13 protein-coding genes are annotated in these 15602 nt (G+C 73.5%); 8 read left to right on the forward strand and 5 right to left on the reverse strand.

The features are described 5' to 3' along the window. The first annotated feature begins 109 nt into the window (after positions 1-109). On the forward strand, positions 110-1081 hold the full coding sequence (gene rarD, locus OG294_RS23140; RefSeq protein WP_327068444.1) for an EamA family transporter RarD: 972 nt from the start codon (positions 110-112) through the stop codon (positions 1079-1081). Here the strand turns inward: rarD and OG294_RS23145 are convergent. From OG294_RS23145 to OG294_RS23155, 3 genes are read right to left on the reverse strand one after another with little or no spacing between them, the layout of a single operon-like run. Beyond that, positions 1071-1964: an ABC transporter permease gene (locus OG294_RS23145; protein ID WP_327068445.1), complete on the reverse strand. Its 894-nt coding sequence runs from the start codon at positions 1962-1964 to the stop codon at positions 1071-1073. The two genes, rarD and OG294_RS23145, sit on opposite strands and share 11 nt — an antisense overlap. Further along, positions 1951-2976 (reverse strand): ABC transporter ATP-binding protein, encoded by a 1026-nt coding sequence (locus tag OG294_RS23150; RefSeq protein WP_442789198.1) that lies wholly within the window; start codon positions 2974-2976, stop codon positions 1951-1953. Before OG294_RS23150 ends, OG294_RS23145 begins: the two co-directional genes overlap by 14 nt. After that, entirely contained in the window at positions 2977-4278 is a 1302-nt protein-coding gene (locus OG294_RS23155) for a LolA family protein (protein ID WP_327068446.1), read from the reverse strand. A gap of 186 nt (positions 4279-4464) precedes the next feature. Between OG294_RS23155 and OG294_RS23160 the strand changes: the two genes are divergently transcribed. Further along, positions 4465-7098: a bifunctional FO biosynthesis protein CofGH gene (locus OG294_RS23160; protein WP_327068447.1), complete on the forward strand. Its 2634-nt coding sequence runs from the start codon at positions 4465-4467 to the stop codon at positions 7096-7098. Between the two features lie 21 nt (positions 7099-7119). Here the strand turns inward: OG294_RS23160 and OG294_RS23165 are convergent, their stop codons facing one another. Next, complete coding sequence (locus tag OG294_RS23165) at positions 7120-8376, reverse strand: alpha/beta hydrolase (protein ID WP_327068448.1); 1257 nt, start codon at positions 8374-8376, stop codon at positions 7120-7122. Between the two features lie 125 nt (positions 8377-8501). Here OG294_RS23165 and OG294_RS23170 point away from each other — a divergent pair, with 125 nt between their 5' ends. Together OG294_RS23170 and OG294_RS23175 are read left to right on the forward strand one after the other, a co-directional pair. Next, positions 8502-8975 (forward strand): MarR family winged helix-turn-helix transcriptional regulator, encoded by a 474-nt coding sequence (locus tag OG294_RS23170; protein WP_327068449.1) that lies wholly within the window; start codon positions 8502-8504, stop codon positions 8973-8975. A 98-nt stretch (positions 8976-9073) separates the two neighbouring features. Next, positions 9074-10411, forward strand: a complete 1338-nt coding sequence (locus OG294_RS23175; RefSeq protein ID WP_327068450.1) for a VanZ family protein — start codon at positions 9074-9076, stop codon at positions 10409-10411. Here the strand turns inward: OG294_RS23175 and OG294_RS23180 are convergent. Further along, positions 10390-11136, reverse strand: a complete 747-nt coding sequence (locus tag OG294_RS23180; RefSeq protein ID WP_327068451.1) for a YoaK family protein — start codon at positions 11134-11136, stop codon at positions 10390-10392. The two genes, OG294_RS23175 and OG294_RS23180, sit on opposite strands and share 22 nt — an antisense overlap. A 586-nt stretch (positions 11137-11722) precedes the next feature. Here OG294_RS23180 and OG294_RS23185 point away from each other — a divergent pair. The 4 genes from OG294_RS23185 to OG294_RS23200 all read left to right on the forward strand — a co-directional run bounded on the left by OG294_RS23185 (position 11723) and on the right by OG294_RS23200 (position 15566). Continuing rightward, complete coding sequence (locus tag OG294_RS23185) at positions 11723-13516, forward strand: ABC transporter ATP-binding protein (protein WP_327068452.1); 1794 nt, start codon at positions 11723-11725, stop codon at positions 13514-13516. A gap of 62 nt (positions 13517-13578) precedes the next feature. After that, entirely contained in the window at positions 13579-14100 is a 522-nt protein-coding gene (locus tag OG294_RS23190; protein WP_327068453.1) for a VOC family protein, read from the forward strand. 10 nt (positions 14101-14110) lie between these two features. Continuing rightward, complete coding sequence (locus tag OG294_RS23195) at positions 14111-14902, forward strand: MerR family transcriptional regulator (RefSeq protein WP_327068454.1); 792 nt, start codon at positions 14111-14113, stop codon at positions 14900-14902. Positions 14903-15053: 151 nt separating this feature from the next. After that, on the forward strand, positions 15054-15566 hold the full coding sequence (locus OG294_RS23200; protein ID WP_327068455.1) for a SigE family RNA polymerase sigma factor: 513 nt from the start codon (positions 15054-15056) through the stop codon (positions 15564-15566). The last annotated feature ends 36 nt before the right edge of the window (positions 15567-15602 follow it).

Below are 15602 nucleotides of genomic sequence, written 5' to 3' on the forward strand. Positions count from 1 at the left end.
GGCTGCCGGCTCTGTCATGACCAAACTATGAGAACGGAGATGACAAGCCCGGCTCCCGCCCGCTACCGTCGCCACGACACACGTGCGCCGAGCGGAGAAGAGGCCTGCCATGGCACCGGAGACCCGAGGGAGCCAGGGCAGCCAGCGGGAGCTGGGCCGCGGCGTCTGGCTGGGCGTGGCCGCGTACGGCATGTGGGGCCTGTTCCCGCTCTACTGGCCGCTGCTGGAGCCCACCGCCTCCGGGGACATCCTGGCCAACCGGATGTGCTGGTCGCTGGTCGTGGCCGTGCTGATCCTGACCGTCCGGGGCCACTGGTCCTGGCTGCGCCCGCTGCTGGGCCAGCCGCGCCGGCTCGCGCTCTCCGCGCTCGCGGCGGCGGCGATCTCGCTCAACTGGGGCGTCTACATCTGGGGCGTGAACTCCGGCCACGTGGTGGAGACCAGCCTCGGCTACTTCATCAACCCGCTGGTCACCATCGGCTTCGGCGTCCTGCTGCTGAAGGAGCGGCTGCGCAGCGCGCAGTGGGCGGCGGTGGGGATCGGCGCGCTCTCCGTCGTGGTGCTGACCATCGGCTACGGACGGCTGCCGTGGATCGCGCTCACCCTGGCGCTCAGCTTCGCCGTCTACGGGCTGCTCAAGAAGAAGATCGCGCTCGGCGGGCTGGAGAGCTTCGCGCTGGAGACCGCCTTCATCTTCCCCTTCGCGCTCGCCTTCCTGATCTACCGCTCGGTCACCGGCCACGCCGTCTTCGGCCACGGCGCGGGCCACTTCACGCTGCTCCTGCTGACCGGCCCGATCACCGCGGTCCCGCTGCTCATGTTCGGTGCCGCCGCGATCCGGATCCCGCTCTCCACCATGGGCCTGCTGCAGTACCTGGCGCCGGTCTTCCAGTTCCTCTGCGGCGTCCTGTACTTCCACGAGGCCATGCCGCCCGCCCGCTGGGCCGGCTTCGCGCTGGTCTGGGCGGCGCTCGCGCTGCTCACCTGGGACGCGCTGCGCCGGATGCGCACCGGCCGGGCGCTGCCGGCCGACGCCGGGGCGCCGGCCGTGGCCCCGGCGTCGGCCGGCGTCACGCGGTGATGTCCCGGCTGGTGAACCGGGCCCAGGCGGCCGAGCCGAAGACCGCCACGTAGAGCGCCTGCAGGCCCAGGTCCTGCCAGACCCCGTGCCAGTACATCGGCTGCCGCAGCAGGTCGCCGAAGGAGAGCCAGTAGTGGGTCAGCAACCAGGGCTGGAGGGCGTGCAGCTGCGGGAAGCTGTCCAGCACCTGGACGATGACCACCAGCCCGACCGTGCTCGCCATCGCGGCGATCCCGCTGTTGGTCAGGGTGGAGATGAAGAGCCCCACCGCCACCAGTCCGGCCAGTGAGAGCGCCACCACGCCCGAGATCAGCACCACCCGCAGCAGCGCCGCGCCCAGCCCGATGGTGTCGCCGGAGAGCAGCGTGACGTCGCCGACCGGAAACAGGATCGATCCGATGATCAGCCCGGAGAGCGCGACCGCGAGCGTCGCCGCCACGCAGAAGGCCATCGCCGTGGTGAACTTCGCCGCCAGCAGCCGGGTACGCCCGGCCGGGGCGACCAGCAGGTAGCGCAGCGTGCCGGTGGCGGCCTCGCCGGCCACCGAGTCGCCCGCCACCACGCCCACCGTCATCGGCAGGAAGATCGGCAGCGAGGTGGCCAGCGCGGTGAAGGTCAGAAAGACGCCGTTCTGGGTCACCTGGGCCAGGAACGCCGGGCCGCCGTCGCCGCCGCGCATGTTCCCGGTCTCCAGCCGCACCACCACGCCGATCAGGATCGGCACCACGGCCAGCACGCCGAGCAGCGCCATCGTGCGCACCCGGCGGAAGGTCAGCCCCAGCTCGCTGCGGAACAGCGCCAGGAACCCGGGCACCGTCTGCGACCGCGGCCCGGCGGCCACCGCCGCCGCCACGGCCGCCGGTGCGGTCTCAACCCGCGACATCGAAGCCCTCCCCGGTCAGCGCCACGAAGGCGTCCTCCAACGTGCCCCGCTCCACCCCGAAGCCGCGCACCCGCACCCCGGCCGCCACCAGCGCCGCGCACAGCCCGGGCAGCGCCTCCTCGTCGTCCATGGCGCCCGACTCGCCGTCCACCCGGCCCTCGCCGACCCGCAGGCCGGTCACCCGGTGCTCGGTCAGCACGGCCAGCGCCGCCTCGGTGTCCGCCGTGCGGACCACCAGCCGGCCCTGCGCCCGGGCGGCCAGCTCGGCCACCGTGCCCTGCACCACCAGCCGGCCCCTGGACATCACCGCGGCGTGCGTGCAGACCTGCTCGATCTCGTCCAGCAGGTGGGAGGAGAGGAAGACGGTGGTGCCCTCCGCCGCGACCTCGCGCACCAGCGCCCGGATCTCCCGCATGCCCTGCGGGTCCAGTCCGTTGGTCGGCTCGTCCAGCACCAGCAGCTCGCGCGGCTGCAGCAGCGCGGCGGCCAGGCCCAGGCGCTGCTTCATGCCCAGCGAGTAGGCCCGCGCCTTCTTGCCCGCGGCGGCGGCCAGCCCCACGCGCTCCAGCGCCCGGGCCACCCGCTCCTTGCGGGTGCGCGGGTCGGAGGTCGGGTCGGCCGAGTCGTAGCGGACCAGGTTGTCGCGCCCGGAGAGGTAGCCGTAGAGCGCGGGCCCCTCGATCAGCGCGCCGACCCGGGGCAGCACCTTGGCCGAGGCCTGCGGCATCGGTGCGCCGAGCACGGCGGCCACCCCGGAGGTCGGGGCGATCAGGCCCATCAGCATCCGGATGGTGGTGGTCTTGCCCGAGCCGTTCGGGCCGAGGAACCCGAAGACGCTGCCGCGCGGCACGGTCAGGTCCAGCCCGTCCACGGCCAGCTGCCCGCCGGCGAAGCGCTTGGTCAGACCCTGGGTACGGATCACCGGCGGGCCGCCGACGGGGGCCGTGGCCGCCTCGGCGACCCGGCCCCCCTCGGCGGTCTCCGCCGTGTCGACGGCCGGAGACTGCGTCACTTACTTCACTCCCGCCGCGGCCTGGAGCACCGGCAGGGTGACCGCACCGGCGTAGACGCGGTTGTCGTCGGTGATCAGCACGTTGACCACCTTGGTGCTGATCAGCGTGCCGCCGGCCACCGGCTTGCCGAGCGACTTGACCAGCTCGGCGGCGCTGGGCAGCTGCTTGTGGTGCCCGGTGCCGCTCTGCGGGGCGGCACCGGTCGCGGCGGGGAGCGCGAACGAGACCACGCTGGTCCAGTCGCTGCCGATCACCTTCGCGCCGTTCGCGGTGCCCGGCCGCTGCGCGACGTCCGCCTCGTCCTTCCCGTGCTGCGCGGGGGCCTGCTCGACCACCTTGGCGCCCTTGGGCGGGGTGAAGTCGAAGGTGCTCGCACTCGGCCGGGTGAACGAGACGTCGCTGAAGTGCGCGTCCAGCACGGTGCTGCCCGAGGTCGAGGTGGCGACCACCGCGAGCGGGGTGCCGGTGGCGGAGTCGACGGCGACCTTCACCTCGGCGATCGTCGAGCCGGACTGCTTGGGCTTGACGCTCAGCTGGTAGGCGCTGCGCCCGGCCACCGTGGTGGTGCCGGCCACCGAGACGTCCGAGCTGCCCGCGCTGTCGGCCAGCACCTGCTGGGCGGCCTGCTGCGGGGTGGTCGGCACCCCGTCGAGCGGACCCCTGGGGCCCTTGGCGTGCCCGGCAGCGTGCCCGGCGGCGTCCTTGGCCGTGCGCGGCCCGCCGGCCAGGTGCAGCGCCTGGTTGCTGGCGCTGTCCCAGGCCCAGGCCTGGTCCCCGTTGTGGATCAGGTCGTACTCGGCCAGCGGCTCCACCAGCGCGACGCGCTGCTTGTCCGGGCCGTCGGCCGCGATCCGCAGCGTGTGGTCCCCGGCCAGCAGCGCGGTCAGCTTGGCCTGCGGGTCGGCGGCGGCAGCGCCGTTGCGCTCCCGGGCCTGGCCGCTGCCGCCCGCCGCCCCCGCGGCGTTCGCCGTCCCGGCGAGCCCGCCCTGCCCGGCCAGGTCGAGCACCTGGCTCGGGATGCCCAGGTCGGTCGAGACCTGGACGGTGCCGCTCAGTGCCTGCGTCTGATCGGCGAACACCTTCGTGATGAGCTGCTGGGCCGTCACCTGAGGCAGTGTCGGCGCGTCCGTGCTGGCCAGCGCCGGCACCACGGCCACGCCGGTGGCCGCGAGGGCCGCGACCGAGAGCGGTACCAGTACCCGCACGGCGGTGCGGCGGCGCGCGCGGTAGGGGCGGGCGAACGGGTCGTCACCGCCCGGCTGTTCCTCGTTGCTGTCGAATCCCGCGTACCCGGTCGTCATCGCGTCAGCCCCTCCGTAGCGCTCTGCGTTCTGCCGTTCCCTTGTACGTTCCATTAGAGCCCGCACAGGGCTTTCTCACATCGCCCGGCCGGGGGCCGCGCCGTACGCCTTGTGGCCCAGGCAACCCTGAGGCGATATCAGGGTTCTGGGGGACGTCGGGTACTCCTGCTGGCGTAGGGTCGGCGCATGGACGCCACGCCCTCTGCCACGCCGACGACGGAGCCGACCGCGAGCGCGCGGCCGACCGCGCTGCCGACACCCACCGCGCGGCCCACCGCGAACGCGATGCGCCGAGCGCTGCGCCGGGCCCGGGACGGGGTGGCGCTGGACAGAGCCGAGGCGGCCGTCCTCCTGCAGGCCAGGGACGAGGACTTGGCGGACCTGTGCGCCACCGCGGCCCGGCTGCGGGACCAGGGGCTGGCGGCGGTCGGGCGCGAGGGCGTCATCACCTACTCCAAGAAGGTCTTCGTCCCGCTCACCCGGCTCTGCCGGGACCGCTGCCGCTACTGCACCTTCGTCACCGTCCCCGGCAAGCTGCGCCGCGAGGGCCAGGGGATGTTCCTCTCCCCGGACGAGGTGCTGGACATCTGCCGCAAGGGCGCCGCGCTGGGCTGCAAGGAGGCCCTGTTCACCCTCGGCGACCGCCCCGAGGACCGCTGGCCCGAGGCCCGCGAGTGGCTGGACGCGCACGGCTACGACGACACCGTCTCCTACCTGCGCGCGATCTCGGTGCGGGTCCTGGAGGAGACCGGCCTGCTGCCGCACCTCAACCCCGGGGTCTGCAGCTGGACCGACTTCCAGCGCCTGAAGCCCGTCTCGCCGAGCATGGGCATGATGCTGGAGACCACCGCGACCCGCCTGTGGTCCGAGCCCGACGGCCCGCACTACGGCTCGCCGGACAAGGAGCCCGCCGTGCGGCTGCGCGCGCTCCAGGACGCGGGGCGCACGGCCATTCCCTTCACCACCGGTCTGCTGATCGGCATCGGCGAGACCTACGAGGAGCGGGCCGACTCGCTCTTCGCGATCCGCTCCGTCTCCCGGGAGTACCACGGCATCCAGGAGGTGATCATCCAGAACTTCCGGGCCAAGCCGGACACCGCGATGCGCGGCATGCCGGACGCGGAACTCCAGGAGGTCGCCGCCTGCATCGCGGTGGCCCGGGTGGTGCTCGGGCCGGGGATGCGGCTGCAGGCGCCGCCGAACCTGGTCGCGGGGGAGTACCGGCTGATCATCGGTGCGGGCATCGACGACTGGGGCGGCGTCTCGCCGCTCACCCCGGACCACGTCAACCCCGAGGCGCCCTGGCCGCAGATCGCCGAACTGGCCGCCCGCACCGCCGAACAGGGTTACCGGCTGCGCGAACGGCTCACCGTCTACCCGGAGTTCCTCAAGCGCGGCGAGCCGTGGCTGGACCCGCGGCTGCGCCCGCACGTGGAGGGCCTGCTGGAGGCCGGCTCGGCGCTGGCCCGCGAGGACGCGCCGGTGCTGGGCCGCCCCTGGCAGGAGCCGGAGGACCTCGGCTCCTTTGGCCGCACCGAACTGCACCACGAGATCGACACCGAGGGCCGCACCGGCGACCGCCGCGGCGACTTCGACGAGGTCTACGGCGACTGGGAGGCGCTGCGCGAGCAGGCCGCCGCGGTGCCGGCCGCCCGCCTGGGCGGCGACGTGCGCGCCGCGCTCGCGGTCGCCGCCGACGACCCCACCCGGCTGACGGACGACCAGGCGCTCACCCTCTTCCAGGCCGACGGCCCGGCGCTGGACGCGCTCTGCAAGGTTGCCGACGACCTGCGCCGGTCGGTGGTCGGCGACACCGTCACCTACTGCGTCACCCGCAACATCAACTTCACCAACGTCTGTTACACCGGCTGCCGCTTCTGCGCCTTCGCCCAGCGCCGCACCGACGCCGACGCCTACACCCTCTCGCTCGACCAGGTGGCCGAACGCGCGGCCCAGGCCTGGGAGGTGGGCGCCACCGAGGTCTGCATGCAGGGCGGCATCCACCCGGACCTGCCGGGCACCGCGTACTTCGACATCGCGCGGGCGGTCAAGGAGCGGGTGCCGGGCATCCACGTGCACGCCTTCTCGCCGATGGAGGTGGTCAACGGGGCGACCCGCACCGGGCTCTCCATCCGCGAGTGGCTGAGTGCGGCCAAGGAGGCCGGCCTGGACAGCATCCCGGGCACGGCGGCCGAGATCCTGGACGACGACGTGCGGTGGATCCTCACCAAGGGCAAGCTGCCCGCCGACACCTGGGTGGAGGTCGTCAGCACCGCCCACGAGCTGGGCATCCGCTCCTCCTCCACCATGATGTACGGCCACGTCGACACCCCGGCGCACTGGCTCGGCCACCTGCGGCTGCTCGCCTCGATCCAGCAGCGCACCGGCGGCTTCACCGAGTTCGTCACGCTGCCGTTCATCCACACCAACGCCCCGGTCTACCTGGCCGGCATCGCCCGGCCGGGCCCGACCCACCGCGACAACCGCGCGGTGGTCGCGATGGCCCGGCTGCTGCTGCACCCGTACATCCCCAACATCCAGACCAGCTGGGTGAAGCTGGGCGCGGACGGCGCGGCCGAGATGCTCCGCAGCGGAGCCAACGACCTCGGCGGCACCCTGATGGAGGAGACCATCTCCCGGATGGCCGGCTCCGCGTACGGGAGTTACAAGTCCATCCGCGACCTGGAGGCGATCGCCGAGGCCGTCGGCCGCCCCGCGCGCCAGCGCACCACCACCTACGGCGAGGTGGACGGGGAGCGGCGCGCGGTGGCGCTGGCCTCCGACGGGCACCTGCCGCGGCTGCTGCCGGTGCTGGACTGACCCGCCGCCGGACCGCCGGGCTCAGGCCCGGCGGGCCCCGGTGATCAGGGCGGGCTCGGTGCCCAGCCACCAGGCCGGGTTGGCGGTGCCGTCGACGGTGCTGCCGTCGCGGCGCACGTAGTGCCGCACGTCGCGGCCGGGCGCGCGGAACTCGCCGTTCAGGGCGCGCTCGACCCACTCGGCGCCGAACCGGAAGACCTCGGCCGCGACCCCGCCCAGCGGGTGGAACTCGTTCTCGTAGACCCGCAGCTCCTTGGGCGCGCGGACCCGCTCGTAGCTGGCCAGTGCCTGCTCCAGGACGGTGAGTTCGTCGAACTCACCGATGCCGTACAGGACCGGGCAGGTGATGTCCCCGACCAGCTCGCCCAGCGGCATCCGGGCGACCAGCTCGCGGTCGAAGGCCTCCTCGTCGGTGTAGCCGGCCATGAACATGTAGTTGTTCTTGAAGGTGGGCTGGGCCCGCTCGAAGATGGTGGTGAAGTCACCGGTGACGGCCTCGAAGGCGGCCAGCGCGGCGAGCCGGGGGTCGGTGGCGGCGGCGCGCGAGCCCCAGTAGCCGCTCATGCTGATGCCGAACATGCCGATCCGCTGCGGGTCGACCTCCGGCAGCGAGGCCAGGTGGTCGAGGTAACGGCCGATCGCGCGCTCGTAGTTGGTGAGGTCGACGGTCAGGCCGTTGGCCCGGGTCTCGCCCTGCCCCGGGCCCTCGATGGAGAGGGCGACCATGCCGCGCGAGGTGTAGTAGCGCTCGGCCGCGTAGATGTAGTCCTCCTTGATCATGTCCATCCCCGGGCCGAGGATCACCGCGGGGGCGCCCTGCACCTCGCCGGCGGGCAGGTGCAGCAGGCCGAAGATCCGGCCGCCCTCGAAGTCCAGCTCGACGCGGCGCACCCGGTTGCCGCGCAGGGCGCCCAGGCGCTCCACGCAGTGGTTGGCGCGGGCGCGGAAGGCGAGCTTGCGCGGGTCGGCGGCGTCGAAGATCGAGTACTGGGCGCGGCCCCACATCACGCAGGCGCGCACGTACAGGTCGGCGGCGGTCTGGGCGAAGCCGCCGCGCTCGTGGTGGGCGGCGCGCTCCTCGGCCTGCCCGGCGACGGTGGCCCACGCCTTGGGCAGCATCACGCCGCTGCGCACCAGGTCGAAGACCTTGTCGAAGTCGGTGTGGTCGTGGCCGAGCTGCTCCAGGGTGCCCTTGGCCTCGGGGTGCAGGGCGTCGAAGCCGCCCTGGGCGAGGGCGATGTCCAGGGCCCAGCTCTGGCCGGTCGAACGGATGGTCATGACGGACTCCTCGGGAGTGCAGTGGGGTGCTCAGCGGTGATTGCTAAGTACTTAATCATTAAGTACTTAAGCTAAGCTGGCTGTCAACTCGCCCGTTCCGTCCCGCCAGTCCGGAGGCCCCGCCCGTGTCGACGCCACCCGCTCCCGACCCCGCCCCCGAGTCCGACCGCGAGCAGGCACTGGACGGCCTGGCCCGCGCCGCCTACAGCCTCAGCGCCGCCGACTCCCGGCTGCGCGGCCGCGCCACCCGCACCCCGGGCGCCCTCTCCCTCACCCACGCCCGCGCCCTGCGGGTGCTGGCGGACGACGGCCCGCTGCCGATCGGCCGGCTCGCCGCCCGCACCGAGACCACCGGCGCGGCCACCACCCAGCTCGTCAACGGCCTCGCCGCGGCCGGCTACGTCACCCGCGAGCGCCCGGCGGGCGACAAGCGCTCCGTCCTGGTCGCGCTCACCCCGGACGGGCGGCGCCGGCACGAGGAGCGCACCCGCGCACTGGCCGCGGAGCTGGCCGGTGAGCTGGGCGGCCACGACACGCAGGCGCTGCGGGTCGCCACCGACGTGCTGCGCCGGCTGGTGGAAATCTACGACCGGCTCTGAGCGGGTGCCGGCGGTCGAGCCCGGGGGCTCCTCCCGACGTCCGTGATCTCCGCTGTAGTGTCCCGGGACTGGGCTTGAACTCCTAGCAAGGACACTCCATGATCCCCGCCATCCTGCGCACGCACGCGGGCCTCATACCGGTCTTCGCCGTGCTGGCCTTACTCGCCGGCGCGGTGGCCTGGCGCTTTGCCCCGCGCCGCGGGCTCGACCGCAGGCTCGCCGTGCTCCTCGCGCTCTGCCTGGCGGGCGAGCTGACCCTCACGCTCAGCCCGACCGGGCACAACCTGACCAGCTCGCACATCTGCACCTACAGCACGGAGCTGTGGCGCGCCTTCGGCAACCGGCAGGGGCTGCTGAACCTCGCGCTGTACGCGCCGCTCGCGTTCTTCACCGCCCTGCTGCTGGACCGGCCGCTGATCGCGCTGGCCGGCTGCTGGCTGCTCTCGGCCGGCACCGAGACGGCCCAGGCACTGCTCCCGATCGGCCGGACCTGCGACTCGCAGGACTTCGTCGGCAACGCCACCGGCGCGCTCGTCGGCATCCTGCTCGCGATCGGCTGGCGCTGGAGGCGCCGCCGCGCCCTGGCCCTGCCGAACCGCCGCGAGCTGCTCTGGAGCGGGCTGCCGCTGGCGGTCGGCGCCGTCGTCGTGTTCGCCGTGCAGAGCTCGGCCGTCAGCCCGCGCTGGGTGACGGGCAAGGTCACCTCCGTGGTGTCGAGCGAGAAGCGGGCGCTGGCGGTCAAGGACGCCGCGCTGGTCTACGGACCGGGCGCGGAGGTCGTCTCCGTCCAGGAGGAGGCCGCCACGGACAGCACACCGGACCTGCTGGTGGTCAACACCAGGACGGCGCAGCTCAGCATCGAGTGGCCGTCGGGGCAGCTGAACCAGGGCACCGACTACGCCACCGCCGCTCCCAGCCCCTCGCCCTCGCCCGGCTCGGGCACCGGCTCAAGCACCGGCTCGGGCTCGGCAGCGCGGGCGGACGCGCAGGCGCGGGCGGTCGCGGACGCCTTCGCCCGACAGTGGTACGCCCCGGAGCTGGCCGGTACCACCGTGCGGGTCTACCAGGCCGACCCGGCCAAGCAGCGCCGCACCGTGGAGTACCGCCGCTACCGGGGTGACGGGCTGCTGGAGCCGTTCCGCCTGGACGTCCAGGTGGACCCGACCGGCCGGATCGAACAGTTCACCTCGCGCAACGTCCCGGACCCGCAGCTGGTCCCGGCCACCGTCTCGCGGCAGGTCGCGGTCGCGACCGTGGGCGCGGCGCATCCGGGCGCGGTGCTGAAGGTCCAGATGGTGGCCGCGCTGGTCGGCACCCAGTGGCGGCCCTGCTGGTCGGTGACCCTGGCGAACTCCTCCGACCCCGGCTCGCAGGGGACCTCGTACCAGGTCGACGCCGTCACCGACGCTCTGGTCTACCCCTCCCCGGCCCCCTGACCCACTGAGGGCCCGCCCTGGCCAGCCGGGCCCAGCCGGGGCGTGCGGGAGTAGAGCACCGCGACCGCCGCCTCGAAGCCCGCGACGCCGAGCAGCGCCGGGCCGACCCCGAGCCGGTGCAGCAGCGCCCCGCCGACGCCGCCGAGGAAGATGCCGGCCACCGTCGCCATCCGGCGCATCCGGGTCAGCCGTGGCGCGGGCTCGGCCGCCGACCGGAACGGCAGGAGGTCCGTGATCGCCTTCACCAGCGAGGTCTGCAGCACCGTCGTCGGCATGTCCGGGATCCGCGCCTCGTCGACCACCCGGCTGTGCCAGCCCATGGTGACCGCGAGCAGCAGGACGGTCGGGCCCGCCCCGTGCAGCGGCAGCCGCGCGGTGCCGTTGCCGGCCAGCACCCAGGCCCCGGTGCCGGCCAGCAGTGCGGCCTCGCCGCCCAGCGTCGCCAGGAACCAGCGCCGGCTGCGGCCGAGCCGACGCACGATCAGGACGTGGGCGAGGACCACCCCGGCCGCGAAGGCGCCCAGTGCCTCGGCCGGCCGGGCGATCGGCGTCCCCGCCGTGCCGCCCACCCCGAAGCCGAGCAGCAGCACGTTCCCGGTGGCGAGTGCGGCGAAGACGTGCCCGAGCCCGAGGAAGGTGATCGCGTCGATCGACCCGGCCACCATGGTCAGGGCGAACATGACGACGGCGATGAGCACCTGACCCCGCCCGGGAGCGACCCTCATGCGGACAGCCTGCCCGGGCCCGGGTGCCCCCGCCGTCCGGAGCGCTCATCCGGGGGAAGGGGCCGGACGGCCTCTGAGCAGCGGCGCTCTGAATGAATACGGGCTGAGCCGACGTCAGGTGCGCGGCGTGAAAGGGCAGTTCGGCGGTTCACCGCTCCTTGGTCCGCGCTGTGCCCGTACGCGCCCTCAGGGTGACGGCACCCCTGCAGGTCCGCGGGCCGGCCCGCGGCCTGCGTCCGGGCCTGCGGCCCCCAGAGGCGGGTGCGGGCATCAGGCGGATACTGGAGGGAGTGGGACGAGACCAGGCGGGTGTGTCCCCGATGCGCCCACCGGATTCCGTCTCGCAACAGGGCAGTATGCGCAACTCCTGTGACCGGCGCCGCTGGTACCGGTCACGGTTGCGGTGCGCCAAAACAACGGAAAGGCAGGTCGTGATGAGTTACTACAGCCATCGGCGCAGGAATCGTCGTCACCGCCGTCGTCGTTTCGGCTTCTGGTGACGCTGAGGGTGCGGGCTGCGCCGGTTCCGGCGTAGCCCGCACCCCGGGGTCGACGGTTCCGCCGTCGGCCCCTCGCCATCCCCGTCATGTTCTTCATGCGCGGTGCCACGCCTTCGGAGCCGGCGGCCTCGGCCGCCGACCCGGGCCCGGTGGACGACGCTCCCGCCATTGAGCTGCGTGAGCTGTTCCGCCGGTTCTGGCCGTGGGTACGCCCGGACGTGCGCTGGCTCCCGGTGAGCGCGGTCCTGCTCGTCCTCGGCGCGTTCGGCGAACTCGTCTCGGTCTGGCTCTTCAAGGACCTGATCGACGACGTCCTCGTCCCCCGGCACTTCGCCGACTTCTGGCCGCTCGCCTCCACCATGCTCGGCGTGGCCGTCGTTGCCGGCCTGCTCACCTTCGCCGGCACCTACGCCGGCACCAGGACCGCCGAGCGGTACATGCTGCGACTGCGCACCGACACGCTCGCCCACCTGCACACCCTGCCGCCCGACACGCTGGAGTCCCGCTGGCGCGGCGACCTGGTGGCCCGGCTGACCTCCGACATCGCGGCGATCGAGCAGATGGTCGCGACCGGTCTCGTCGAGGGCGGGGTGGCCGCCGTCAACCTGCTGCTGTTCGCGGCCGCCGCGGCCTACCTGAGCTGGCCCCTCACCCTGGCCGCTCTGGTGGCCGTCCCCTTGTTCGTCCTCTCCACCGGTCTGTTCGGACGGCGCATCCGCGATCGGGAACGGCTGGTCCAGCGCCGCGCCGGCGGCGTCACGGCGCTGCTGGAGGAGACGCTGCGCAACGCGGTCATCACGCGCACCAACGGCCAGGAGGCGCGCGAGGTGGCACGGGTCGACCGGGAGGGCCGGGCCCTGCTCGGCGCCGAACTCGCCACCGCCCGGGTGGCCGACCTCTACCAGCCCTTCCTGGGCTTCCTGCAGCTGCTCGCCGGAGTGGTCGTGGTCGGCGTGGGCGCGCTGGAGCTGATCCACGGCGAGCTGACCTTGGGCGGCCTGCTCGCCTTCACCGCCGTCATGGCCCAGCTGTTCGAACCGGCCCAGCAACTCGCCGAACTCGCCCCGCTCGCCGGCGCCGCCTGTGCCTCGGGCGAACGCGTCCTCGAACTCCACGACCTGACCAGCCCGGTCCAGGAGCGCCCCGATGCCCACGACACCGGCGAGGTGCGGGGCCGCCTCTCCTTCGAGAACGTCCACGCCGCCTACCCCGGCCGCCACGGCCCCCTGGCACTGAGCGGGGTCAGCTTCGACATCCACCCCGGCGAGGTCCTCGCCGTGGTCGGCCCCAACGGCAGCGGCAAGTCCACCCTCGCCAAGCTCGTGCTGCGCCTCATGGACCCCCGGACCGGCACGATCCGCCTCGACGGCGACGACATCCGGGACCTGACCCTGACCTCGCTGCGCCGGGTCACCACCCTCCTGCCGCAGCAGACAGCGCTCTTCCACGCGTCCATCCGGGACAACATCGCCTACGGCAGACCCGACGCATCGGACGGTGACATCGAACGCGCCGCCCGGAACGCGAGCGCCCACGACTTCATCACCGCGCTCCCGGACGGCTACGGCACGGTCATCGGCGACGACGGCTTCCAGCTCTCCGGCGGTCAGAGCCAGCGCATCGCCATCGCCCGCGCCTTCGTGCGCGACACACCGGTCCTCGTCCTGGACGAGCCCACCACCGGTCTCGACGCCCGCACCGTCCAGCAGCTCATCCCCCCACTGCGCCGACTCATGGCCGGGCGCACCACCGTGCTGATCACCCACGAGGAGACCTTCCTCCCGCTGGCCGACCACGTCCTCACCCTGCAGCCGCCGGGCCCGCGCGTGCGCCAGGCACGGGAAGTCCGTCCGATGAACGGCTCCCGCCACCAGGCCTGAGGCCCGAGGCCCGAACCGTCCCGGCTTGACCCTGACCTTGCAGGAGCCTTCACGATCGGCGCATGACCGAATTCACCAGCTCCAGCTACACCAGCCCCGTCCCCGTGCCCGCCCTCGACGCGGTCGCGCCCGAGGTCCACCGGGGCATCTACGGGATGCCGATGTACCTCAGCGTCCCCACCCCCGACCTCGACGCCTCGCGGGACTTCTGGATCCGCGGGCTTGGCTTCATCGACCTCTTCTCCATCCCCGGCCGGCTGACCCACCTGCGCCGCTGGGCCTTCCAGGACGTGCTCCTGGTCCCCGGCGAGCGCGCTCGCCAGGCGCCGGCGACGAGCCTGGGCGTCGCCTGCGTGCCGAGCCAGATCGAGGAGATCGCGGCGCGCTGCGAGGCGCTCCTGCCGGGGTGCACCGGCGGCCCGCGGGAGATGCCGTGGAACTCCGTCGAGCTGACCGTCACCACGCCGGAGAACGCGCGGATCGTGCTGACCGCCGCCCGCCCGCTGGACCCGAGCGGTCTGCAGGCGGCGGCCCTGCGGGAGGTGGGCTTCGACGTCCCGGCGGCTGCCGTCTCCGGTGCGTGACAATCACACGGTGACCAGTGAACCCCGTGCAGCGAGCGACAGCCTCACCGTCGGCCGGGCGGCGGCGCTGGTCGGGGTCAGCGTGAAGACGCTCCACCACTGGGACGGGATCGGGCTGGTGCGCCCCAGCGAGCGCACCAGGGCGGGGTACCGGGTGTACTCGGGCGAGGACATCGCCCGGGTGCACCGGGTGCTCGTCTACCGGGAACTCGGCTTCCCGCTGGCCGAGATCGGCCGGCTCCTGGACGACCCGCGGGTGGACGCGCACGAGCACCTGCGCCGCCAGCGCGCCGAACTGGAGGAGCGCATCGCCCGCCTGCGGACGATGGTCGGCGCGGTCGACCGCATGATGGCGGCCTCCCGGACCGGGCTGCGGCTGACCCCGCAGGAGCAGGTCGAGATCTTCGGCGACGACTGGCAGCCCGCCCGGGTCGAGGAGGCCCGCGAGCGCTGGGGCGACACCGAGCAGTGGGCGCAGTACGCCGAGCGGGCCGCCGAGCGGACACCGCAGGACTGGCAGGACTACACCGCGACGGCCGAGGCCCTCAACGCCGACCTCGCCGCCGCCCTGCGCGCCGGCACCGCCCCCGGCTCCGCCGCGGCCAACGCCCTCGCCGAGCGCCACCGCGCCCTGCTCGCACAGCACTTCGACTGCCCGCACGCGATGCACGTCTGCATCGGCCGCACGTACCTCGACGACCCCCGGTACGCCGACCACTTCGACCGGCTCGAGCCGGGCCTCACCGCCTGGCTGATCGAGGTGATCTTCGCGAACGCCCGGGCGCACGGCGCCGAGGCCTGAGCCGGCGGCCCGCGGTACGGAGCCGCTCCGCCGCTGCCGAACCGCTGCTTCCCAGCCGTCGCGCGAACCCCCGTGATACCTCTTGCCCCGGGTGCGGCGTCCTAGCTGGTGTCGATCGATCCGAACACCGCAGGACCACCGGGGGAACCACATGCACGAGGGGCTGAGCTTCGAGGAATTCGCCTCCTCCAGGGCCCGCAAGCTCTTCCAGGTCGCCTACCTGATGTGCGGCGACTGGCACCAGGCGCAGGACCTCGTCCAGACGACGCTCGCCAAGCTGTTCGCGGTCTGGGGGCGGCTGCAGCGCGGCGGTCAGACCGTCGCGATCGACGCGTACGCGCGCAAGGCGCTGCTGCGCACCTACCTCTCGCACCGCCGGCTGCGCCGCTCCGGCGAGCTGGCGGTGGCCGCGATCCCCGACCGGCCGACCGGCGAGCACCGGGAGGGGACCGAGCTGCGGCTGACCCTGGTGGCGGCGCTGCGTCAGCTGCCGCCCCGGGGACGCGCGGTGGTGGTGCTGCGCTACCTGGAGGACTACAGCATCGAGGCGGCGGCCGAGGCGCTGGGCACCAGCGTCGGTGCCGTCAAGAGCCTCAACACCCGCTCGCTCGCCAGGCTGCGTGAACTGCTGGCCGACGACCGCGAGTTGCTGTTCCGGAAGTGACCGGAACCGAGCAGACGCACGAACGTGTGACACGAA

This window comes from Kitasatospora sp. NBC_01302, from assembly GCF_035976515.1.
GTDB lineage: Bacteria > Actinomycetota > Actinomycetes > Streptomycetales > Streptomycetaceae > Kitasatospora.

What these genes read in the sequence shown, in the direction of transcription:
- OG294_RS23200 (WP_327068455.1), top strand. Translation starts at nt 15,054, where the DNA reads ATGCACGAGGGGCTGAGCTTCGAGGAATTCGCCTCCTCCAGGGCCCGC.
- OG294_RS23155 (WP_327068446.1), bottom strand. Translation starts at nt 4,278, where the DNA reads ATGACGACCGGGTACGCGGGATTCGACAGCAACGAGGAACAGCCGGGC.
- OG294_RS23185 (WP_327068452.1), top strand. Translation starts at nt 11,723, where the DNA reads ATGTTCTTCATGCGCGGTGCCACGCCTTCGGAGCCGGCGGCCTCGGCC.
- OG294_RS23145 (WP_327068445.1), bottom strand. Translation starts at nt 1,964, where the DNA reads ATGTCGCGGGTTGAGACCGCACCGGCGGCCGTGGCGGCGGCGGTGGCC.
- OG294_RS23175 (WP_327068450.1), top strand. Translation starts at nt 9,074, where the DNA reads ATGATCCCCGCCATCCTGCGCACGCACGCGGGCCTCATACCGGTCTTC.
- OG294_RS23165 (WP_327068448.1), bottom strand. Translation starts at nt 8,376, where the DNA reads ATGACCATCCGTTCGACCGGCCAGAGCTGGGCCCTGGACATCGCCCTC.
- OG294_RS23180 (WP_327068451.1), bottom strand. Translation starts at nt 11,136, where the DNA reads ATGAGGGTCGCTCCCGGGCGGGGTCAGGTGCTCATCGCCGTCGTCATG.
- OG294_RS23160 (WP_327068447.1), top strand. Translation starts at nt 4,465, where the DNA reads ATGGACGCCACGCCCTCTGCCACGCCGACGACGGAGCCGACCGCGAGC.
- OG294_RS23190 (WP_327068453.1), top strand. Translation starts at nt 13,579, where the DNA reads ATGACCGAATTCACCAGCTCCAGCTACACCAGCCCCGTCCCCGTGCCC.
- rarD (WP_327068444.1), top strand. Translation starts at nt 110, where the DNA reads ATGGCACCGGAGACCCGAGGGAGCCAGGGCAGCCAGCGGGAGCTGGGC.